The following is an 18,401-nucleotide window of genomic DNA, read 5'->3' on the forward strand; positions in this document are numbered from 1 at the left end:
ACCCGCGCCCATTGAGGCTGTCGGGGGCCCGTGAGGGCGCGTCACCCGGTCGGCCCTAGGCGGGTGCCCGCATCTCGTCGGCGATCACGGCGAGGTAGCGCTCCGCGCCCCGGGTGAACGCGTACCTGGTCGCGGAGCGCTTCCGCTCGTGCACGGGGACGCGCACCCGGCTGCTCAGGCGGGCACCCCCGGGTGCGGGGTCGACGCAGACCTCCCGTTCCCACGCGTGCTCGGCGACGGCCGACAGCCCGCGGAACACGATCGACCGGCCGGGCGTGCGCCCGACGACCTGCTGGAACGTCGCCATCCGCCCTCCGGCGGCGGTCTCCTGGATCACGCAGACCAGCTCGCCCACCTCGCCCCGACGCGACCCGGGCACGGTGAAGCTGACCGCGGTCGGGTCGTTCGTCTCGAGCGCGACAGCCGCCGCGTCGCCCACCACCGCCCAGGCAGCCTGCGGCGAGTGCCGGACGTCGAGGGCGGCGGTGACCTCGAGGTCGACCAACGTGCTCGCGTCACCGCACCGCGGCTCGTACGTCGTGACAGGGTGCGACAGGGCCTCGCCCGCCAGGAGCGCCACGCAGCGCCCGACGTGCTCGGCCAGGCCTGCGCGGATCGCGTCGGCGCTCTCGGGGTGCGTGTCGGCGGTGACCTCCCAGGTCAGCAGGCCGTCCGCGACGGTGACCGCGTCGACGCGCTCATGCGTGTCGCTCAGGGAGCGCACGACGAGCCGCAGGCCCTCCACCCGCTCCTCGGTCTGCGAGAGGAAGCCCCGCCAGGCGCCGTCCGAGAGCCGCACCACGACGCACCCGATCTCGCCCACCTCGTCGCGCGGTGTGCCCGGCACCGTGAACGACCGGACGTGCTGCGGGCCGAGCAGCTCGCGATCGTTGGCGGGGTCGGTGACGAACGCCCAGAGCTCCGCCGCGGAGTGGGGCACCGCGACCTGCTCCCGAACGTGGACGGTGATCACAGGTCGGCGCTCGTGAGCCCGCGCCGCGCGCTGCCCCCGCCACCGCTCGACCGCGGCGCGGCCGCCGAACCACTGCCGCTCGATCCACCCGTTCACCAGGACTGTGTCGGCCCGGCGGGGCGCCTACTTGAGCAGGTCCACGTGCAGGCCGACGCCGGCGGCTGCAGTGCCGATGGTGACGTCGAACAGCGCGGCGTAGTCGCCGGCCACGCGGTGCAGGTGGCCGAACAGCTCCACCGAGATCGCGCCGACCAGCGACGTGAAGAGCGTCGCGGAGCGCGCCGCCACGCGCACCAGCTCGACCGGGACCGCGTCGGGGTCGTCCCACCCGGCGTAGCCGTACACCTCGGGTGCGATCCGGCCGGCGGGGTCGAAGTCCGGGCCGGTGGGGTCGAGCTGCCCGCGGTGGTACGCCTCCATGAGCAGACCGACGATGACGCCCCACATCCGCAGGGCCGACCGCACGGTGTCGTCGGGCGCCCGGTACCCGCGCACGGGCGTGCCGTAGATGAGCTCGAACGAGTAGGGCTGGTCCAGCGCCCACCGTCGGACGGCCCGGGCGACCTCGAGCCACACCTGCGCGGGGTCCGACCCGGCCGCGCGGGCCGCCGCGGCTGCGGACTCGGCGACCTCCCCGACGGCGTCGTAGGCCTCGACGATGAGCAGCGTGAGCAGGGCGTCCCGGGACGGGACGTAGCGGTAGACCGCCGACGACGCCATGCCGAGGTCCCGGGCGATCGCGCGCAGGCTCAGGCCCGCCGACCCCTCGGCCTCGAGCCGGGCGCGGGCAGCGGCGAGCAGCTCGGCCATCACCTCGGCGCGCGCGCGCTCACGGGCCGAGGCGGGGACGCGGGGGGCTTCGATCTGCTCGGTCACGACGTCAGTGTGCCGTCTCGGGACACGTTCCGCGAGCACCGATCACCACAGAGAGCAGCGCTCTTGCTTTCGGGTCGGAGTAGTGCGAGCATTGCTCACAACAGAGAGCACCGCTCTCGTTCTGGACCAAGGAGCCTCGCCATGACCCGTCACGTGATCCTCGGCAAGGGTGCGGTCGGCACCACGCTCGCCCGGCAGCTCGCCGCCGAGGGTGCGGACGTCCTCGTGCTCAGCCGCTCGGGCGGGACCTCCGGAGGCGGGATCACGCACGCGGCCCTCGACGCCACCGACGTCGACGCCCTCACCGCGGCCACCCGCGGGGCCGACGTCCTCTACAACTGCGCCAACCCCGCCTACCACCGCTGGGCCACGGACTGGCCGCCGCTGTGGACCTCGCTGCTCGACACCGCCGCCCGCACCGGCGCGGTGCTGGTCAGCGCCGGCAACCTCTACGGCTACGCGACGGACGGCGCGGTGATGCGCGAGGACTCGCCGCTGCGCGCCACCGACACCAAGGGCGCGGTCCGCGCGCAGATGTGGCGCGAGGCGGTGCGCCGGCACGACGCCGGGGAGCTCCGGGTGACGGAGGTGCGCGGCGCCGACTACCTCGGACCGCTGGCCGACGCCCAGGCGCACGCGGGTCCCCGGTTCGTCGAACCCCTGCGCGCCGGCAAGGTCGTGCGCCCGGTCGTCGCGGTGGACCAGCCGCACAGCTGGACGTACCTGCCCGACTTCGGCCGCGCGCTCGCCGCCGCCGGGAGCACGCCGGCCGCATGGGGCCGGGGCTGGCACGTGCCGACGGCCGAGCCGCTGACGTTCGCGGAGCTGGGCGCCCGGATCGCTGCCGCCGCAGGCGCACCGGCCCCCCGGATCCGGCCGGTGCCTGCGCCCGTGGTCCGCGCGATGGGCGTCGCCTCGCCGATGCTGCGCGAGGTCGCGGCCGTCGCCGAGCACTTCTCCCGGCCCTACGTCATGGACACCGCGGCGTCCTCGCGCGTGCTGGGGTTCGTCGCGACGCCGTGGGACCGGGCCGTCGCCGAGACGCTCGGCCGGACCGCTGTCGGAGGCCGGGCGTAGCGTCGGGCGTCATGAAGTTCGGTGTCACCGCGACGTGCGGGTCCGCAGCCCAGTCGATCGAGATGGCCGTCGCGGCGGAGGAGGCCGGCTGGGACGGATTCTTCGCCTGGGACGGCATCAGCGTCGGGCCCATGGACACGTTCGACCCCTGGACCATCCTCGGCGCCGCGGCCGTCCGGACCACCCGCGTCACGCTCGGCGCCATGGTGTTCTCGCTGCCGCGGCGCAAGCCGTGGGAGGTCGCGCGGCAGGCGCTGACGGTCGACCAGCTCTCGGGCGGCCGGCTCGTGCTGCCCGTGGGCCTGGGCGCGACGGACGACGGGGCCTACAGCCGGGTGTCGGGCGAGCACGTCGCCGCCAAGGACCGGGCAGCGCTCCTCGACGACGGCCTCGCGATCCTCGACCTCGCCTGGACCGGGGAACCGTTCAGCTATGCGGGCGCGTTCCACCAGGTCACCGATCTCGTGTTCCAGCCGCGTCCCGTGCGCGGGCGGATCCCGGTCTGGGTGATCGGCGCCTGGAACGCACCGCGGTCGATGCGCCGGGCGGCCGGACGGGACGGCATCCTGCCCACCCGACGCGAGGACGGGTTCAACCCCCTCACGCCGGCCGAGCTGGCGGACGTCGTCGCCTGGGTCACCGAGCAGCGCGGCGCGGACGGACCGATCGACGTGGTCGTCGAGGGCGTGCTGCCGGACGACCCGGCGGCCGCTCGGGAGAAGGTCGCCGCCCTCGAGGCGGTCGGGGTGACCTGGTGGATCGACTCGAACTGGGACTTCGACACGGTCGACCCGGACTCGTTGCTGGAGCGGATCCGCCGGGGCCCGGTGCCTGCGTGAGCGTGAGCGTCGCGGACTGCGAGCGCGTGCAGACCAGCTGGTTCCAGCTGCGCGCGCGGGCGCAGGGCAGCGACGCGTGGGAGGACTCGGGCCTGGTGTGGGCCAATGGCGACCTCATGTTCCCGCAGGTCATCGACCCGGCGGCCCTCGCCCGCGGCGTCGAGCGGGCTCGGGCGGAGCACCTCCCGATCGTCGGCGCGTGGCTCGGGCTCGACGTGGACGCCGGGCCGCTGGCCGCCGCGGGGTTCGAGCGCGGCTGGTCGCCGTGGTGGATGGCCGGGCCGATCCCCGACGGGCTCGCCACCGACCCCCGCGTGAGGCTCCGGGAGGACGGGGACGAGCGCGCGATGGCCCGGCTGCGACCGCCCCGGGCCTGGTACGCGGAGGCGCACGAGGACGGTCGGACGACGGGCCAGGCGTGGTCGCACCTCGTCGGCAACCTGGCCGGGGTGTTCGACGTGACCGTGCAGGAGCCGTCCCGGCGACGCGGCCTGGGCACCGGGTTGATGCAGGCGGTGTGCGCGGCCGCGGCGTCGCACGGGGCGCAGCACGTGGTGCTCAACTCCACGCCCGCGGGGCTCCCGCTCTACCTCCGGTGCGGTCTGCGGCGGATCGGCACGGGCATCACGTGGTGGCTGCATCTGCCGACGTGACGTGCGGGCCGCGCCAGTACGTCACACTTGGGCATAGAGGCGAAGGAGCACTCATGCTGACATGCCCGGTCTGTCGATCCGGAGAGCTCGAACTCGTCGAACGGCTGGCGGACGATCGCCGCACCGTCCGCTGCACGGCCTGCAACCACCAGTGGACCCGCGGGGAGGCGAAGACGTCGGCTCCCCTGCCCTCGTCGTCGGCCGACCTGCAGGCCAGCTTCCCGGACCGCGACGCGGTCGACCCGGCGCGCCTGGAGCGTGTCGCGAAGCTGGCGGCGGAGTTCGCGCCCACCGAGCCGGGACCGGACTGGTCCCACTACCAGCAGGTGTTCAGCCGCGAGGAGATCACGAACTGTGAGCCGCGAGACCTCAAGGCGTTCGTCAACGACACCCCCGGTGCGACCAACGCCACGACGGCGTCGTTCAACCGGGCGTGGGCGTCGATGGGCGAGCACGAGGCGTCGGCCCGCACGCGCAACACCATCCGGTACCTGCTCTACGGGCCCGAGACGGTGCCCCTGCCCGACCGGCTGACCCGCCTGATCCTGGGCCAGGGCGGCCTCGGGATGACCGGCTTCAAGGAGCCGGCGCTCACCCGCGTCCTGTGCGCGATGTCGCCGGACGTGTACCTGCCGGTCTCGACCTACGGCGCCGCGCGCGGCGGCAAGCGCGAGATCGCCAAGCGGGTCTACGGGCTGACGCTGCCCGAGGTGGCCAAGGAGCAGTTCACCATCGGTCGCCTGGCGCTGTGGAGCAACGAGCTGCTGGTCGACCTGGCCGGCGACGACTTCGACAACCTGACCCAGGCCGCCGCGTTCCTCACGACCGTCAAGGTCTAGCTCACTCGTCGTGGGGCCGGGCGAGCTCGTCGCGCAGGGTGGCGATGACGTCCGGCCCCAGCTCGAACCCCTGCGTGCTGCCCGGGTTGACCACGATGCCCACGTCCGCGGGCATCCGCAGCAGGACCTCGCGGACCGGCATGGTGATGGCGTCGCCGCCGATCCTGCCCTCGTCCTTGAACCGCTGCACCGACGAGAACGCGACGAGATGGTGCACGCCGTCGCGGTGCACGATCGCGGGGATGAACCCCTCGAAGTGCTCGCCGACCGGTCCGCCGCTGGGCACCGCGAGCTGCTCGTACTCGAACCGCGTCAGCAGCTTGGCGCCGTCGATGGTGCCGGGCGCGGCCGTGCGGAGCGCCTGGTCCAGGTCCTTCATGTGCGAGCTCCCTCGTCGTTGCGGGCGAGGTTCACGCTACCTGCGGATCACCCGACCGCGAGCCGGAACAGGCTGGGTGTCACGACCTCGAGCCGGCGCACCTCGAACCCCGTGCGCCGGCCGACCACGTGCCGCGACCAGGCGTGCGCTCGGCACACCTCCTCGCTCGACCACACCTGCCCGTTGGGCCAGCCCGGGGTGTCCAGCCGGACGCCCATGACCTCCCCCATCACCATGACCCAGCGCTGGTCCGGGCCGTCGTCGGGCAGCGCCCCGATCGGGTGGGCGACCGCCCAGACCGTCGAGCCGACCTCGGGCTGGTGGTGGTCAGCGGCGTCGTACAGCCGGTCCGCGGTGGCGAGCGTGGTGGCCATGGTCGGTCCTCTCTCGTCGTCGGGCCCATCTCACGCGTCCGACGTGGCGAGGACGTGACGCAGACCCGACGCGGGGATGACGATCCGGCCGCTACTCCATCGGCGGCGGCCCACCCTGCGCATTGACCTTCCGCGGCAGCACGAAGACGAGCGCGAACGCGACGATCGACAGCGCGGCGCTCACCGCCATGGCGTGCGCGGCGCTGTCGACGAACGCCTGCGGGGCCCCGGCGGGGCTGGTGATGTGCAGGGTGCCGAACAGGACGCTGCCGATGACCGCGATGCCGATGGCGGAGCCGACGCGCTGCATCACGCTGATCACGCCGCTGGCCGAGCCGGCCTCCGACCGGTCGACCGTCGCCACGATGAACTGGACGTTCGGCGCGATGAACAGCCCGCTGCCGATGCCCGCGACGAGCAGCGGCACCAGCAGGTCCCAGTTGGCCAGGTCGGCGGCGGGCTCGATCCGGAGCACCAGCCACACCCAGACCAGCCCGACGCAGACCATCGCGGTGCCGACGATGAGCACGGTGCGGCCCAGCCGCTGCGACAGCCGGTTGCTCTGCGACGCCCCGATGATGCTGCCGATGGCGAACGGCACCCCGACCACGCCGGACTCCAGCGCCGTGTGCCCCAGACCCGCCTGCCAGAGCAGCGAGATGGTGAAGAAGATGCTGGTGAACGCCGCGAAGTAGACCAGCGCGAGGATCGTCCCGCCGGTGAACTGAGGATGCGAGAAGAGGTGCGGCGGCACCATCGGGTTCTTGTCGACGATCCGCAGCTCCCACAGCGCGAACGCGACGATCAGCAGCACCCCCGCCGCCAGCGTGATGAACGTCCACGCCGGCCAGCCCTTGTCCTGCCCCTCGATCAGCGGCACCAGCAGCGCCACCAGCCCGGCCGTCAGCAGCACGAGCCCGACGAAGTCGTACCCCGGCTTCGCCTGCCCCTCGGACCCGGCGGGCAGGATCTTCGCCGCAGCGATCAGCGCGATGATCCCGATCGGGATGTTGACCCAGAACACGAGCCGCCAGCCGTTCTCGTCGCCGAACGCCTGGATGATCAACCCACCGAGGATCGGCCCCAGCGCCGTCGAGACCCCGATGACCGACCCCATGATCGCGAACGCCTTGCCCCGCACCGGCCCCGGGAACAGCAGCTGGATCATCGCCGTCACACCGGGCACGAACATGCCGCCGGCCAGGCCCTGGACCACCCGCGCGACGATCAGCTGCAGACTGGTCTGCGCCAGCCCGCAGAACAGGCTCGCGACCGTGAACAGCAGCAGGCCCGTGAAGAAGACCCACTTGTGCCCGATGCGGTCACCGACCCGGCCCGCCGGGATCAGCGCGATGCCGAACGCCAGGGCGTAGCCGCTGATGATCCAGCTCAGCGTCGCCTCGTTCGCGTCGAGGCTGAGCCGGATGGTCGGGAGCGCGACGTTGACGATCGTCGTGTCCAGCAGGGCCATGAACATGCCGGCCATGAGGACGATGAGCGCGTTCCACGCGCTGCGCGGCACGGTGGGGGGTTGGTAGGCGGGCTTGGTCTCGGTCATCGGACATGAACCCTTCGGGCCGCCGGATCCGCCGGAACTGCTGCCGTTCGATCATGGCAGCGACCGGGGACACCCGCTCAGGGGGCGGCCCTCCGTCGTGACGCCCGGAGATGAGTCCTAGACGACACCGACCCACAGTCCATCGCGTGCACGAGTCATTGCCACATAGAGCTCTCGCAGCCTGTACTCACGACGCTCGCGTTCGGCATCACTGACCGGAGCTTCGGACTCTGCAAACCATGCCGCCTGAACGTCGGCGACGAGAACCTGCTTGAACTCCAAGCCCTTGGCGCGCTTCACGGTGCCGACCTTGACGGCGTCAATCGGCACGCCGTTGTACTCGTCCAGCGGGACGACCGGGATGCCGGCCTTCCTCAGAGCCTGGGTCGCCTGTTGAACGCCGTAGCGGCCCAGGGCGAGCACTCCGACGTCGCCGTAGCCCGTTCCGACCTCGCGCACGACCTCGTGAACTCGCTGCACGAGCCGTTGCGTTCTGTCTGCGCCGTTGCCACACCGGACGTACTCGGGCTTCGCTCCACGCCGCGCTACCTGGACCGGGCGATCTCCGCGGGCAGTCGAACCTTCGATGTCGGCGTATTCGTCGTCGGCCACCATCAGCGACGCGAACTCCAGAATCTCTGCCGTGTTGCGGTAATTGACGTCGAGCACCGTGCCCCGACCCGCGACGGACACTCCGGCCTCAGCGAGGGTGAATCCCCCCGGATAAATCGTCTGCTGGCCGTCGCCGACGAGAGTGAGGCCATCGGGGGTGTCACCGACCAACCCGTGGAGGAGTCGAATCATCGCGCAAGAGAGGTCTTGCGCCTCGTCCACGACGACGGCTGTGTATCGACCGGACAGTGGCGAGCGCCGGAGCTCCGCCTCAGCCAGCAGGATCTGATCGGCGTAGTCATGAACCCCGCGCGTGGCGAGCTCCGCTTCGTATGCCTCGTAGAGCTGCCACACCAAGCGACGCTGGACAGTGCCCAGTCGATGGCGCCGTCCGGCTCGAGGGAGATCCGCATACTGGTCGAACTCGGTCAGGCCACGCCCCTTGAGCACGTGCTGAATCTCGTCGTGCCAGTAGTGGCGACCCACCCGACCCGAGTCCAGCGGCGAACCCTTGCCGACCCGATCCCACGCGCTTTCCCATGCCTCGTCGACCTTTGCGGGCAACGTGCGGAACCGCACCCCGCGCTCATCGAGGATCATTCGCGTGAACTCGTGGATCCCCACGAAATCGACGCGGTCGACGACGTCGGGAGCCATGCGACCAAGTAAATTGCCTAGGACTCGGGGAAGGGTCCTGACGTACGTGGTGACCAGCACTCGACCCGGCCGGGTGCGCGCAAGGTATGCCGCGCGATGCAGGCCGACGACTGTCTTGCCCGTTCCGGCGGCGCCTCGAATGCGGGCTGGTCCACTGAACGAACGTCGAACAACCTTGGCCTGCGCGGGATGTAGGAACGACATCCACTCTTCGATCGGCGCCGCCATGAGGCCGTCGAGCATTGCCTCCTGGACCTCGGCATCCGAAATCAACATGTCCTGCACACCTACGCCATCCGGCGCCTGCGCAGGAAGCACAGGCTCGGGAATGCGGGTGTTGACAGGCGGCGGCGCACTCAGCTGGTGGAAGAAGGTCAGCGCTCGCGCCAACACTGTGTCGATCTGGGTTGGAGTCAGGCGGTGACCGTGCGAGGCGATGAACTTCACAGCGTCGCGCTCCCCGAGAACTCGCACGGGTCCCACGGCCTCGTTGACTCCCTGGCGGCCAGCGAGGACGGCGAGTACCCGCACCTCACCCGGAGCCAGACCGACCTCAGCAAACTCCGCCTCGGCGGTGTAGCCCAGGTCCGCGAGTGACATCAGATCATCGGTCACGTCCTCCTGACCCCGGAAGATCTGCCCGCCGTGGATCGAGATTTCTGACCACGCCTTGGTGTCGACGATGAAGACTCCACCAGGGCCGATGACGACCATGTCGACCTGAGCCCGCCGACTTCCAGGCCAGGCTCGATCCGCCAACAGGTGGTAGCCGGCGGCGGCTAGCGGAGCGAGAACGCGTGCGGTCTGCTTCTCGGTGGTGGCGGCGACGTCGTAGCGCGCGGCCGTAGCCCGCGCATCAGCCGCCGCTCGTTCGTGTGCGGTCGCCAAGGCGAGTTGACGCTGCGCCTCGACTGCGGCGGAATCCCCTGCGGGCATGAGTGACTGCCTCCCTCAACCCGCTATCGGCAGTGCCGCTCCCCGACATGAGGCCTGGGCAACCGTGGTGCTGAGCGACGCGCAGTCCCCAACCCGGCAACGCCCGATCACGCGAGGAGACGCGCGACTTCCCGATGCACCAGCCCGAGCTCGTCACGAATCCGGTTCCCCGCGCGCTCGAGAAAGGCGCCCCACGTGACCGGATCAGTCACATCAAACCTCGACGGGAATGGGACAGTGACCGAATAGAGCTCCACGGGTCGCTCGGATGCATCACGACCTCTGGTCCACACCGCACGCGGCGTCTCGCCCGGATAGACAAGAACAGCTGCCCGGACCACGCGTGGGCTCGCCGCAACGAGGTGACTGTAGGCAAACATCTGGTACTGGTCCCCGCGATTGGGTTCACCCAAAGGCGGAGTCTTGTACTTCGCATCGACGATGAAGATGTCCTCGAAGCGGATGGTGATGTTGTCCGGCCGCGTGAGAGGCACCCGAACCAGATGTTGCTGCCACGGATCTGCCGTGATGCCGACGGGCTGGCGCCCCTGCGGCATGACCTCTTCAAAGCCAGACCGTTCCAACGCCGCGGTCACAATCCGTTCCCAGACCTGGTGTGTGGGGGCAGATAGTTCCACGGCGTCCACGTCCGGATCGCCGGACTGGTTCGGCAACGGTTCGCGCTCTCCCAGCACGGAGACCGCCAGGCGCAGGGCATCGGTCCACGACTGATCGAGGCGACCAAGGCGCAGGCCACGTCCAACCCGAAGGGCCATCGCAGGGGCCAGGGCGCGTACCTCTCCGAGCGCGCGTCTCAACATCACTGCGTCGTGGCGAAGTCGGAGGTCTGAATACTCGGCCGGCAGGAGGGATCGAACGCCCTTTCCGTCGGCGATCCATTCGAGCGCAGCAGTGATCACCCCGAGCAGCTCGGTCGAGAGAGAGAGCTCGCTGTAACTGCAGACAATTCTCGAAGCCACACCCGCGTGGATGGCAGCGAGACTCCCTGCGGATACTCGTCCGCGCACGGTCGCTCGCGCCTCGGTCACCAACCGGTACGACGGTCGTGTGGCCGACACATTCCGCGTGACCTCAAGAAGGAGACGCCGATAGAGCAGTGGTCGATGAATCTGTGACTGTCGGGGACGACCCTGAAGATCTGCCAAGTCGGGATCGAGAAGGTCCACGTGGCCGAACAAGCGAAGCAGGTCGAGGACGGACGTCATCGACGCCTGCGGCGGTTCCTCGGAGGTGTACGGCCGCCGAGCAATCTCCGGCGCCAGCATCGAGCTGTCCCACGTCAGCCCTCCGTCAACTTCGCGCCGAGAAGCGCCGAGCAACGCCTCGATTGCCGCGGTATTCGCGGACGACTCGTGCAACGCAAGGCGGTCCAACTCGTGCAGGCCGACCGAGCAAAGCCCCTGCGGCACTTGGCCACTCAAGCTGAAGGAACGTGGGGGTCCGTGACGCCACATCTTCGGAGCCACAGAAATCACGACTTGGCTGTTCCCGACGCGCGCAGTCGTCACCCCGATCCGGGCACCCATCGGCGAGGCGACTAGAGACAGCATCAGAGCTGGTCGTCCGCAACTTCCACAACGGTGCCGGCAGCCGGATAGGTCGCGTCGATGGTCATTGATGTCCCAGTGAGAACGCGTGCCCCGCGGGCCAAGCCCGTGCCCCTCACCTCTACTCGAAGACCCACCGACGCCAGATACGCATCGAGGCGAGCAAGTGAGCTCTCGGCCTGCCCTCCGCCGGTCAGCTCTGCACCGTGCTCGACGAACCACGTCTTCCGCGTGGTGGGGTCGAGAAGGTCCTCCGCGCCGAACGATCGCAGGGAGTCCACGAGCTGCGGCATCAAGCTGAATCGCCAGATCCGCGAGAGGTGCGCCTCGACGGGACTGTCGGGTCCGAGTTCCAAAGAACGCGCCAAGTCGTAGACGTAGGAAGGGCCAAGCAACACTTCTGGTCCGACGCAGGTGAGGAGGGCAGCATTCATCGCCTCGATTGCCTCGACCGCCTGAGCGACGGCAGTGCGTTGCTCCGTCGGCAAACGCGTCGCCGCGTCGACGACACCGACGAAGCTGGGCTCGATACGGAAGAACGCGAACCGCCGACGGATCGCCGCGTCGAGTGGTGCCACTGATCGGTCAGTCGTGTTGGTGGTGGCCACGACGTACACGTTGTCCGGGACGAAGAACATTCGACCCGAGTACGGCAACTGCACGGCAACTTTCGCTTCCCAGTCGGAAGCCGTCGCCGAGCTCGGGTCCGATCCACTGAATCGGGCGCGGCGCGATGACTCGAGCGTCAGCAGCAGGTCACCCAAGACGCTGGGAACGTTGCACCGGTTGAACTCATCGATCAGAACGAGCACGTCGTGGTCCGGCTTGGTCACCGCGGCACGACAGGCCTTGATGAAGAAGCCGTCGTTCACGGCGAACGTGCCGGAGACCGCAGGCGGGCGATCGAACCATTCCTGCTGGCTGTGGTCCGGGACGTCCGCTCCGGGGCGGATTCCCTCGACGAAGTCCTCGTAGGACGTGCTTGGGTGCATGACCTGCGCGGCGAACCGCTGCCTTCCGAACTGGACGAGCTGACGACCCGTACGCGAGAACCACTCCGAGCTGAGGCGCTCGATCGCGTACGACTTCCCGGTGCCAGGAACCCCCTCGAGAACGACGTTCTTTGACGCGATGAGAAGGTCGTGGATCGGGTCTTCCTGCAGGATCTCGATCGTCACCGGTGCCTCCATGTGGGACAGGAACGGGAGATCCGCCGCATCGGGCACTGCGAAGAAGTTGGGAACACGCTGCGCTAGGACCTCCAAGATGGGGAACACCGCCGCGTCGTCGACGCGGAACAGATACCCCTGCTTCACCGAGCCGTTTCGGTCGAAGGGACCGACGCTCGCACTCCTCTGTGGAATCTCGGCCAAAGGGATTGGGGTCGAGATCTCCTGATAGACGACGCGGCAGCCGAAGCCGTCCTCTCCCCATGCGTCCGTGGTGAACTCCTGGGGGCGACGCAAGTCTGTCGGAGACTCGACGACATATCCGATCGCCCGAACGTTGCCGTTCGCGTAGTGGGCTAGACGGTCTCCGACGCGCAGTTCGCTCACCGCGACGTGGTGCGCCACGGGGCGGCCAAGTTTGTTCACTTTCGGCGCCCAGACGTAGGCGCCGTCCCGTTCGGCGCGGTACGTGGAGCCCTGGTTGACCCACCACAGGCGGGAGAAGTCCACGACCTCAAAGTGGAGCGCCCTCAGTCGCGCAATGGCTTCTGTAGCGTCGAAATCGCCGGGCGCGAGGGAGGACCGGCCCTCAATCAAGCCGTGCGCGACGCCGATCAGCGCCTTGGGATCGTAGAAGTGGCCCGCGTGCGTGACGAGGTACTTCGCGGCGACTCCGAATCCGTTTGCCCTCAGGAATTCCGCACGACCGAGCTGGTCGGCCTGAGTCATGGCTTGTTCAACGTGGACTCGCTGCACTTCTGCGACTGACACATGAAGAGCTTGCCGCATGCAGAACGAGTTGGGCGTCATGACGAGCCCAGGGCGCGGTGGCCGTGCCGGTGGACGTCCCCCTTGGGGGTGAACTAACCGATCTCGCCCAGAACTCCGGGACGGATATCTAGATCCGACGGGATAGTAGATCGACGCCGACGCATATCGTCGACGGGATCGTGAGGATGCGATGTCCCACAGCCCGTTTGGCTCCCCCGAGCGGACCGCTCGGAGGCGACATTGTGCGCTCGGCGCAACTGGCGCCGTCATCGCCCTGCTAGCTGGCTGCACGGTCAACATCGGGACACCGTCGCAAGAGCCGTCGACTCCGCCCGCGGCCGTCATCGACGCGGAGCCAAGCGCGTCGGCCCCCGCGAGCTGGAGCGATGCGATCGCAGCTACAGAGACCGGGGTTGCGCGCGTCATTTCCGCTCGCTGCGACGGCGTCGCTACGGGAACAGCGTTCCTCGTCGGTGCCAATCAGTTGTTGACGGCCGCGCACGTGGTCGACGGTGCACAGGCACTCGACGTCGAGCTGGGAGGAAGGTCAACGACGGCCCGCGTCGTCGGGTTCGATCGAGCAGGCGACGTCGCCCTGATACAGACCGATGTACCGCTGGCCGGGCACCAATTCGAGCTCGCGGACGAAATTCCGCGCAAGGGTGATGAGGTGACAGGCCTCGGCTACCCACTCAAGGCGACCACGGTGGTCGCGACTCAGGGGCGGGTCAGCGGTCTGGACATGCCGGTCGCCACGGAGACATTCGCGCGGAACGACATGATCGAGACTGATGCGGGACTTAACCCAGGAAACAGTGGCGGGCCCCTGATCACTCTCGACGGCAAGGTCGTCGGCATCGTGTCAGCAGGAGATCGGGACGCGAGCCTCATCTCTTTCGCCGTACCGGTGGCCGATGCGGGCGTCCCACTCGAGAGTTGGCGTTCGGCAGCGACCACGACCACCTTTCCCGCTTGTGCGACGGCGCCAATCCCGGCCGGCTGGCAGCCCTCTCAATTCGCGGCACCGGATGTGCGGATCGCGACGTCCGACGCAGGTGCAGAGGCGGTGGCCAGCGTCATCCTTGGGCACGGCACGGCTATCAACAGCGGTGACTATCCGGCTGCGTATTCCGACTTCACACCCAAGATGCAGGAGTACCTCGGGTCAGCCGATGCATGGGCCGTGTCGATGTCTCCGATCTACTGGCTCAGCGCGACCGTCGTTGCCGTCGAGACACGTGATGATGGCGCCTTCCTCGCCGATGTGGAACTCGAACGACTCGGTGATCCCGCGGTCGGCGGTGCCTGCAGTACGTGGACCAAGCGCTACACGATGAAGACCATCGATGGCGATCCCCGACTGCTGATTGGCTGGGTCGAGGACATCGCCGCGATACGGCCTTGTTCCTAGTCGGACCCATCACGCCGATCGATCTGCGTCACGACCCCCGAAACCCCCCCGCAACACTCCCGCCGTACCGTCCCCCCAACGAGGCATGGACGCAGTCGTCGCCCGCACGCGACCCTGTGGTCCCCGACGGACGAGCGCGAGGAGCGGCCCGATGTTCGAACGCGTCGACCCCTTCATCGGCACGGAGGCCACGAGCCTGCCCGCGCAAGAGGGCCTGGCCACGAGCTGGTGGTGGCCCAAGCCGCAGGTCGGCAACACGCACCCGGGCGCCACGTACCCGCTCGGCATGGTCAGCGCGTGCGCGTACAGCGGGGCGTACCCGACGGGCTACGGCCGCTACGACCTCGGCACGGAGGGCCTCCCGACCGAGATGCACGACCGGCAGGTGGCCAGCGGTTTCACGCATTTCCAGCAGTCCGGCACGGGCGCCATCCGCAAGTACTACAACTACTTCCGCGTGACCCCGATGCTGCAGCCGCTGGACGACCTCGGGCAGCTGTGGGACATCGTCGACGAGGACGCGGAGCCCGGCTACTACACCGCGACGCTCGACAGCGGCATCCGCGCGGAGATCACCGTCGGGCCCAAGTCGGCCGTCCACCGGTACACGTTCCCGGCGCACCGCGACGCGCGGCTGGTCATCGACTTCTCGCTGGGCGGCCTGACCATCCCGCACGGTCGGACGGTGCCGCTCCGAGCGCACCTGCACTCGATCAGCCCGGGAATCGCGCAGGGCGAGATCGTGGTCGAGGGCGCTCCGCTGGCCATCCACGTCGAGTGCGACGACCCGCGCTGGCGCCAGATGCTCTGGTACGACCGCCGACTCATGCCGGGCGGCACGCGGCTCGACTTCGACCGCATCCGGCCGACGACGCTGCGGCCCTTCGGGCTCATGTGGGCGGGGCCGTCGGAGCCGGGGCAGGTGGTGGAGCTGCGGTTCGGGTTCTCGCTGCGGGGGGTCGACCAGGCCCGGGAGAACCTCGAGCGCGAGTGCGGCCCGGGACCGTCCAGCTTTGCGTCCCGCCGCGCGGCGACAGCGCAGAAGTGGCAGGAGAGCCTCGGCACGATCCGCGTCGACACCCCGTCGAAGGACAAGCAGACCGTCTTCTCCACGGCGCTGTACCACTCGCTGATCAAGCCGTGCCTGGCGCCCGACGAGTCGCCGTTCTGGCCGGCGAACGGCCCGTTCGCGTTCGACATCGCGACCATGTGGGACATCTACCGGACCCAGCTGCCGCTGCTCACCACGCTGATGCCGGACAAGGCCGTCGAGCTGGCGAACGCGCTCCTGTACATCTCCGAGGAGGAGGGCAACCTCCCCATCGGCTACCGGATGGCGCGCGGCGCGGATCAGTTCAGCCGCCAGGCCAGTGCGCTCGCGCACACCTTCCTGTCCGACCTCTGCCAGCTGGGACTACCCGGCATGGACTGGGACTGGGCGCTCGTGCACATGCACAACGACCTGCGGCGCACGTACGGCGAGGACTTCCTGCTGCGCGGCAAGGTGCACCCGATCAGCCACACGCTCGACCTCGCGTTCGGGTACTGGTGCACGTCGCAGATCGCGGCCCATGTGGGCGACCCCGCGCTCGTCGAGCAGTTCACGCCGCTGGCCGCGCGGTGGATCAACGCGTTCGACGAGGCCACGGGCCTGCTCGAGGACTCCACGTACTACGAGGGTGGGCGCTGGAACTACTCGTTCCGGCTGCTGCACGACATGGCGGCGCGGATCAAGCTCTCGGGTGGCGACGACGCCTTCGTCGCTCAGCTCGACCGGTTCTTCGGGCTCGGCGCCCCGGCCGTGGTGCAGCCCGGGGTGCGGCCGGGCATCGAGGAGATGGCCGCGGGGTACGCGCTCAACCGCTTCGAGGGCCTCAACAACGAGCCCGACATGGAGGCGCCGTGGTCCTACCACTACGCCGGCCGGCCCGACCGGACCGCCGAGGTGGTGCAGGCCATCGTGCAGAACCAGTTCGGCACGGGGCGGGGCGGGTTGCCGGGCAACGACGACTCGGGCGGCCTCTCGTCGTGGTTCGTCTGGGCGTCGCTGGGCCTGTTCCCGGTCGCCGGCCAGAACCTGTTCCTCATCAGCGCGCCGGCCTGGCGGGAGTCGAGCATCGACATCGGCGACCGCAACCTGACCATCGAGACCTCAGGGTTCACCGAGCCGACACCTGACGGACCAACTCAGTACGTACAGTCCGTGCACCTCGACGGTGCGCGACTGGACCGCACGTGGCTCACCGGCATCGAGCTCCACCGCGGAGGACGCCTCCACATCACCTTGGGACCCACGCCGAGCGACTGGGGCTCCACCGTCCGACCGCCGTCCGTCAGCACGAACCCCCCGACCACCGCGCTGCGGCGCTGACCCAGGGAGTCGACGTGACCACTCATCGCCGTCTCGTCATCGTCGTCCGCGCCGACCCGGTCATCTGCGGGCACTCGGGCGAGGCCCGCAACCTCGCCGAGGCTGCCCTGGAGCGGGGTTTCGACGACGTCCGCATCGTCACCTGGCCCATCGACCGGCTGCAGCAGACCGGGCTCCCGCTCAAGCCCCTCGACGGCGTGCTGCCGTACTCGCCGGGGATCACGGTCGAGCGGCCGGAGCCCGTCGGCGACTACAAGGTCCCCGACGGTCGCTGGCTCGCGGGCATCGTCGGCAGGCTGGTGGAGCTGTTCACCGACGGTGTTCCCACCGTCGCCATGTCGCTGTACCTGAGCCCGCACTCGCTCGCCGTCGCCGACGCCGTGCACGTCGCCCGCCGCACCGGCCTGCCCGTCAACGTCACCACGGTCGCCGAGGCCGTCGGGTCCGACGTCACCAACGTCGTGCGCGCCTGCGTCGAGAAGGACGAGTTCGGCGCCGCCGCGCACGTGCTGTCCAGCTACCTCGAGCACGACGTCTGCCTCGCGGTCAGCGACTACACGCGCGAGCTGATCATCGCCGAGGCCGCAGCCATCGACGCCAAGCACGGCACCACGTTCGCCGCCCAGTGCCGCGAGCGCGTCACGGTGTCGTACCCGGCCATCGACGTCGCGTCCTACCTGGACCTGGACCCGGCCGACACCGCCTCCGTCCTGGCCGCGCGGGGCCTGACCGCCGACGGGTACGTCCTCTTCCTCTCCCGGCTGGCGCACGCGAAGGGTGTCGACGACCTCATCGCGGGCTTCGCCGGGAGCCGCGCCGCCGACGGCCTGACGCTCGTCATCGCCGGCAACGGCCCGGACGCGACCCGGCTGCAGGAGATGGCGCACGAGTCGAGCGCCGCCGACCGCATCGTGTTCTTCGACGACGTCGACGACGACGAGAAGGCCCACCTCATGGCTTCGTCGGCGGCCTACGTCCTGCCGTCCAAGCCGCGGCCGGAGTTCGTCGAGACGTTCGGCATCGCGCTGGCCGAGAAGATGCTCGCCGGCGGCGGACCGGTCATCACGACGGACACCGGCGGGATCGGCGAGGCCGTCGGCGACTGCGCGATCATCGTCCCCGTCGAGTCCCCGTCGGCGATCGCGTCGGCCCTGGACCGGGTCCTCGCGATGTCGCCCGACGAGCGCTCCGGCTGGGAGACGGCTGCCCGCCTGCACGCCCTGCAGTTCGACCGCGGAGCCGTGCTGGACGCGATCCTGGACCGCGTCGCCCGGGTCACACGACTCCCGGCGCCCGTCGGCTGAGACGACTGCTCTCTCGCGCGACCGCCCGCGTCCC

At 69.7% G+C, this 18,401-nt stretch carries 15 protein-coding genes; 7 read left to right on the plus strand and 8 right to left on the minus strand.

Going from position 1 to position 18,401, the window contains the following annotated elements:
* Nucleotides 1-55: 55 nt before the first annotated feature.
* Together AC1DWH_RS10925 and AC1DWH_RS10930 are read right to left on the minus strand one after the other, a co-directional pair.
* Nucleotides 56-1,069, minus strand: a complete 1,014-nt coding sequence (locus tag AC1DWH_RS10925; protein ID WP_477093692.1) for a hypothetical protein — start codon at nt 1,067-1,069, stop codon at nt 56-58.
* Nucleotides 1,070-1,096: 27 nt separating this feature from the next.
* On the minus strand, nt 1,097-1,849 hold the full coding sequence (locus AC1DWH_RS10930; protein WP_456845854.1) for a TetR/AcrR family transcriptional regulator: 753 nt from the start codon (nt 1,847-1,849) through the stop codon (nt 1,097-1,099).
* 141 nt (nt 1,850-1,990) lie between these two features.
* On the opposite strand from AC1DWH_RS10930, the gene AC1DWH_RS10935 reads away from it, so the two are divergent.
* From AC1DWH_RS10935 to AC1DWH_RS10950, 4 genes are read left to right on the plus strand one after another with little or no spacing between them, the layout of a single operon-like run.
* On the plus strand, nt 1,991-2,926 hold the full coding sequence (locus AC1DWH_RS10935) for an NAD-dependent epimerase/dehydratase family protein (RefSeq protein WP_477093693.1): 936 nt from the start codon (nt 1,991-1,993) through the stop codon (nt 2,924-2,926).
* 11 nt (nt 2,927-2,937) lie between these two features.
* The gene (locus AC1DWH_RS10940) at nt 2,938-3,765 is read left to right on the plus strand and encodes an LLM class flavin-dependent oxidoreductase (RefSeq protein ID WP_477093694.1); all 828 of its coding nucleotides are present in this window, start codon (nt 2,938-2,940) and stop codon (nt 3,763-3,765) included.
* Entirely contained in the window at nt 3,762-4,418 is a 657-nt protein-coding gene (locus tag AC1DWH_RS10945; RefSeq protein WP_477093695.1) for a GNAT family N-acetyltransferase, read from the plus strand. Before AC1DWH_RS10940 ends, AC1DWH_RS10945 begins: the two co-directional genes overlap by 4 nt.
* Before the next feature lie 53 nt (nt 4,419-4,471).
* A complete protein-coding gene (locus tag AC1DWH_RS10950) occupies nt 4,472-5,257 on the plus strand; it encodes a zinc ribbon domain-containing protein (protein WP_477093696.1) in 786 nt (261 codons plus the stop codon).
* A gap of 1 nt (nt 5,258) precedes the next feature.
* Here the strand turns inward: AC1DWH_RS10950 and AC1DWH_RS10955 are convergent, their stop codons facing one another.
* The 6 genes from AC1DWH_RS10955 to AC1DWH_RS10980 all read right to left on the minus strand — a co-directional run bounded on the left by AC1DWH_RS10955 (nt 5,259) and on the right by AC1DWH_RS10980 (nt 13,581).
* A complete protein-coding gene (locus AC1DWH_RS10955; protein ID WP_456846010.1) occupies nt 5,259-5,636 on the minus strand; it encodes an SseB family protein in 378 nt (125 codons plus the stop codon).
* 47 nt (nt 5,637-5,683) lie between these two features.
* Nucleotides 5,684-6,010: a hypothetical protein gene (locus AC1DWH_RS10960; RefSeq protein WP_477093697.1), complete on the minus strand. Its 327-nt coding sequence runs from the start codon at nt 6,008-6,010 to the stop codon at nt 5,684-5,686.
* Nucleotides 6,011-6,101: 91 nt separating this feature from the next.
* Complete coding sequence (locus tag AC1DWH_RS10965) at nt 6,102-7,568, minus strand: MFS transporter (protein ID WP_477093698.1); 1,467 nt, start codon at nt 7,566-7,568, stop codon at nt 6,102-6,104.
* A gap of 117 nt (nt 7,569-7,685) precedes the next feature.
* Nucleotides 7,686-9,773: a nuclease-related domain-containing DEAD/DEAH box helicase gene (locus AC1DWH_RS10970; protein ID WP_477093699.1), complete on the minus strand. Its 2,088-nt coding sequence runs from the start codon at nt 9,771-9,773 to the stop codon at nt 7,686-7,688.
* A 107-nt stretch (nt 9,774-9,880) separates the two neighbouring features.
* Nucleotides 9,881-11,203 carry a 5-methylcytosine restriction system specificity protein McrC gene (locus AC1DWH_RS10975; protein ID WP_477093700.1) on the minus strand — a complete coding sequence of 441 codons (1,323 nt, stop codon included), beginning with the start codon at nt 11,201-11,203 and terminating at the stop codon, nt 9,881-9,883.
* Nucleotides 11,204-11,343: 140 nt separating this feature from the next.
* A complete protein-coding gene (locus AC1DWH_RS10980) occupies nt 11,344-13,581 on the minus strand; it encodes an McrB family protein (protein WP_477093701.1) in 2,238 nt (745 codons plus the stop codon).
* Between AC1DWH_RS10980 and AC1DWH_RS10985 the strand changes: the two genes are divergently transcribed.
* The 3 genes from AC1DWH_RS10985 to AC1DWH_RS10995 all read left to right on the plus strand — a co-directional run bounded on the left by AC1DWH_RS10985 (nt 13,472) and on the right by AC1DWH_RS10995 (nt 18,367).
* On the plus strand, nt 13,472-14,692 hold the full coding sequence (locus AC1DWH_RS10985; RefSeq protein ID WP_477093702.1) for a S1C family serine protease: 1,221 nt from the start codon (nt 13,472-13,474) through the stop codon (nt 14,690-14,692). The genes AC1DWH_RS10980 and AC1DWH_RS10985 overlap by 110 nt on opposite strands.
* Before the next feature lie 151 nt (nt 14,693-14,843).
* Entirely contained in the window at nt 14,844-17,063 is a 2,220-nt protein-coding gene (locus AC1DWH_RS10990) for a glycoside hydrolase domain-containing protein (protein WP_477093703.1), read from the plus strand.
* Between the two features lie 14 nt (nt 17,064-17,077).
* Entirely contained in the window at nt 17,078-18,367 is a 1,290-nt protein-coding gene (locus tag AC1DWH_RS10995; protein ID WP_477093704.1) for a glycosyltransferase, read from the plus strand.
* Nucleotides 18,368-18,401 lie beyond the last annotated feature (34 nt).

This window comes from Cellulomonas sp. P2_F12, assembly GCF_056403775.1.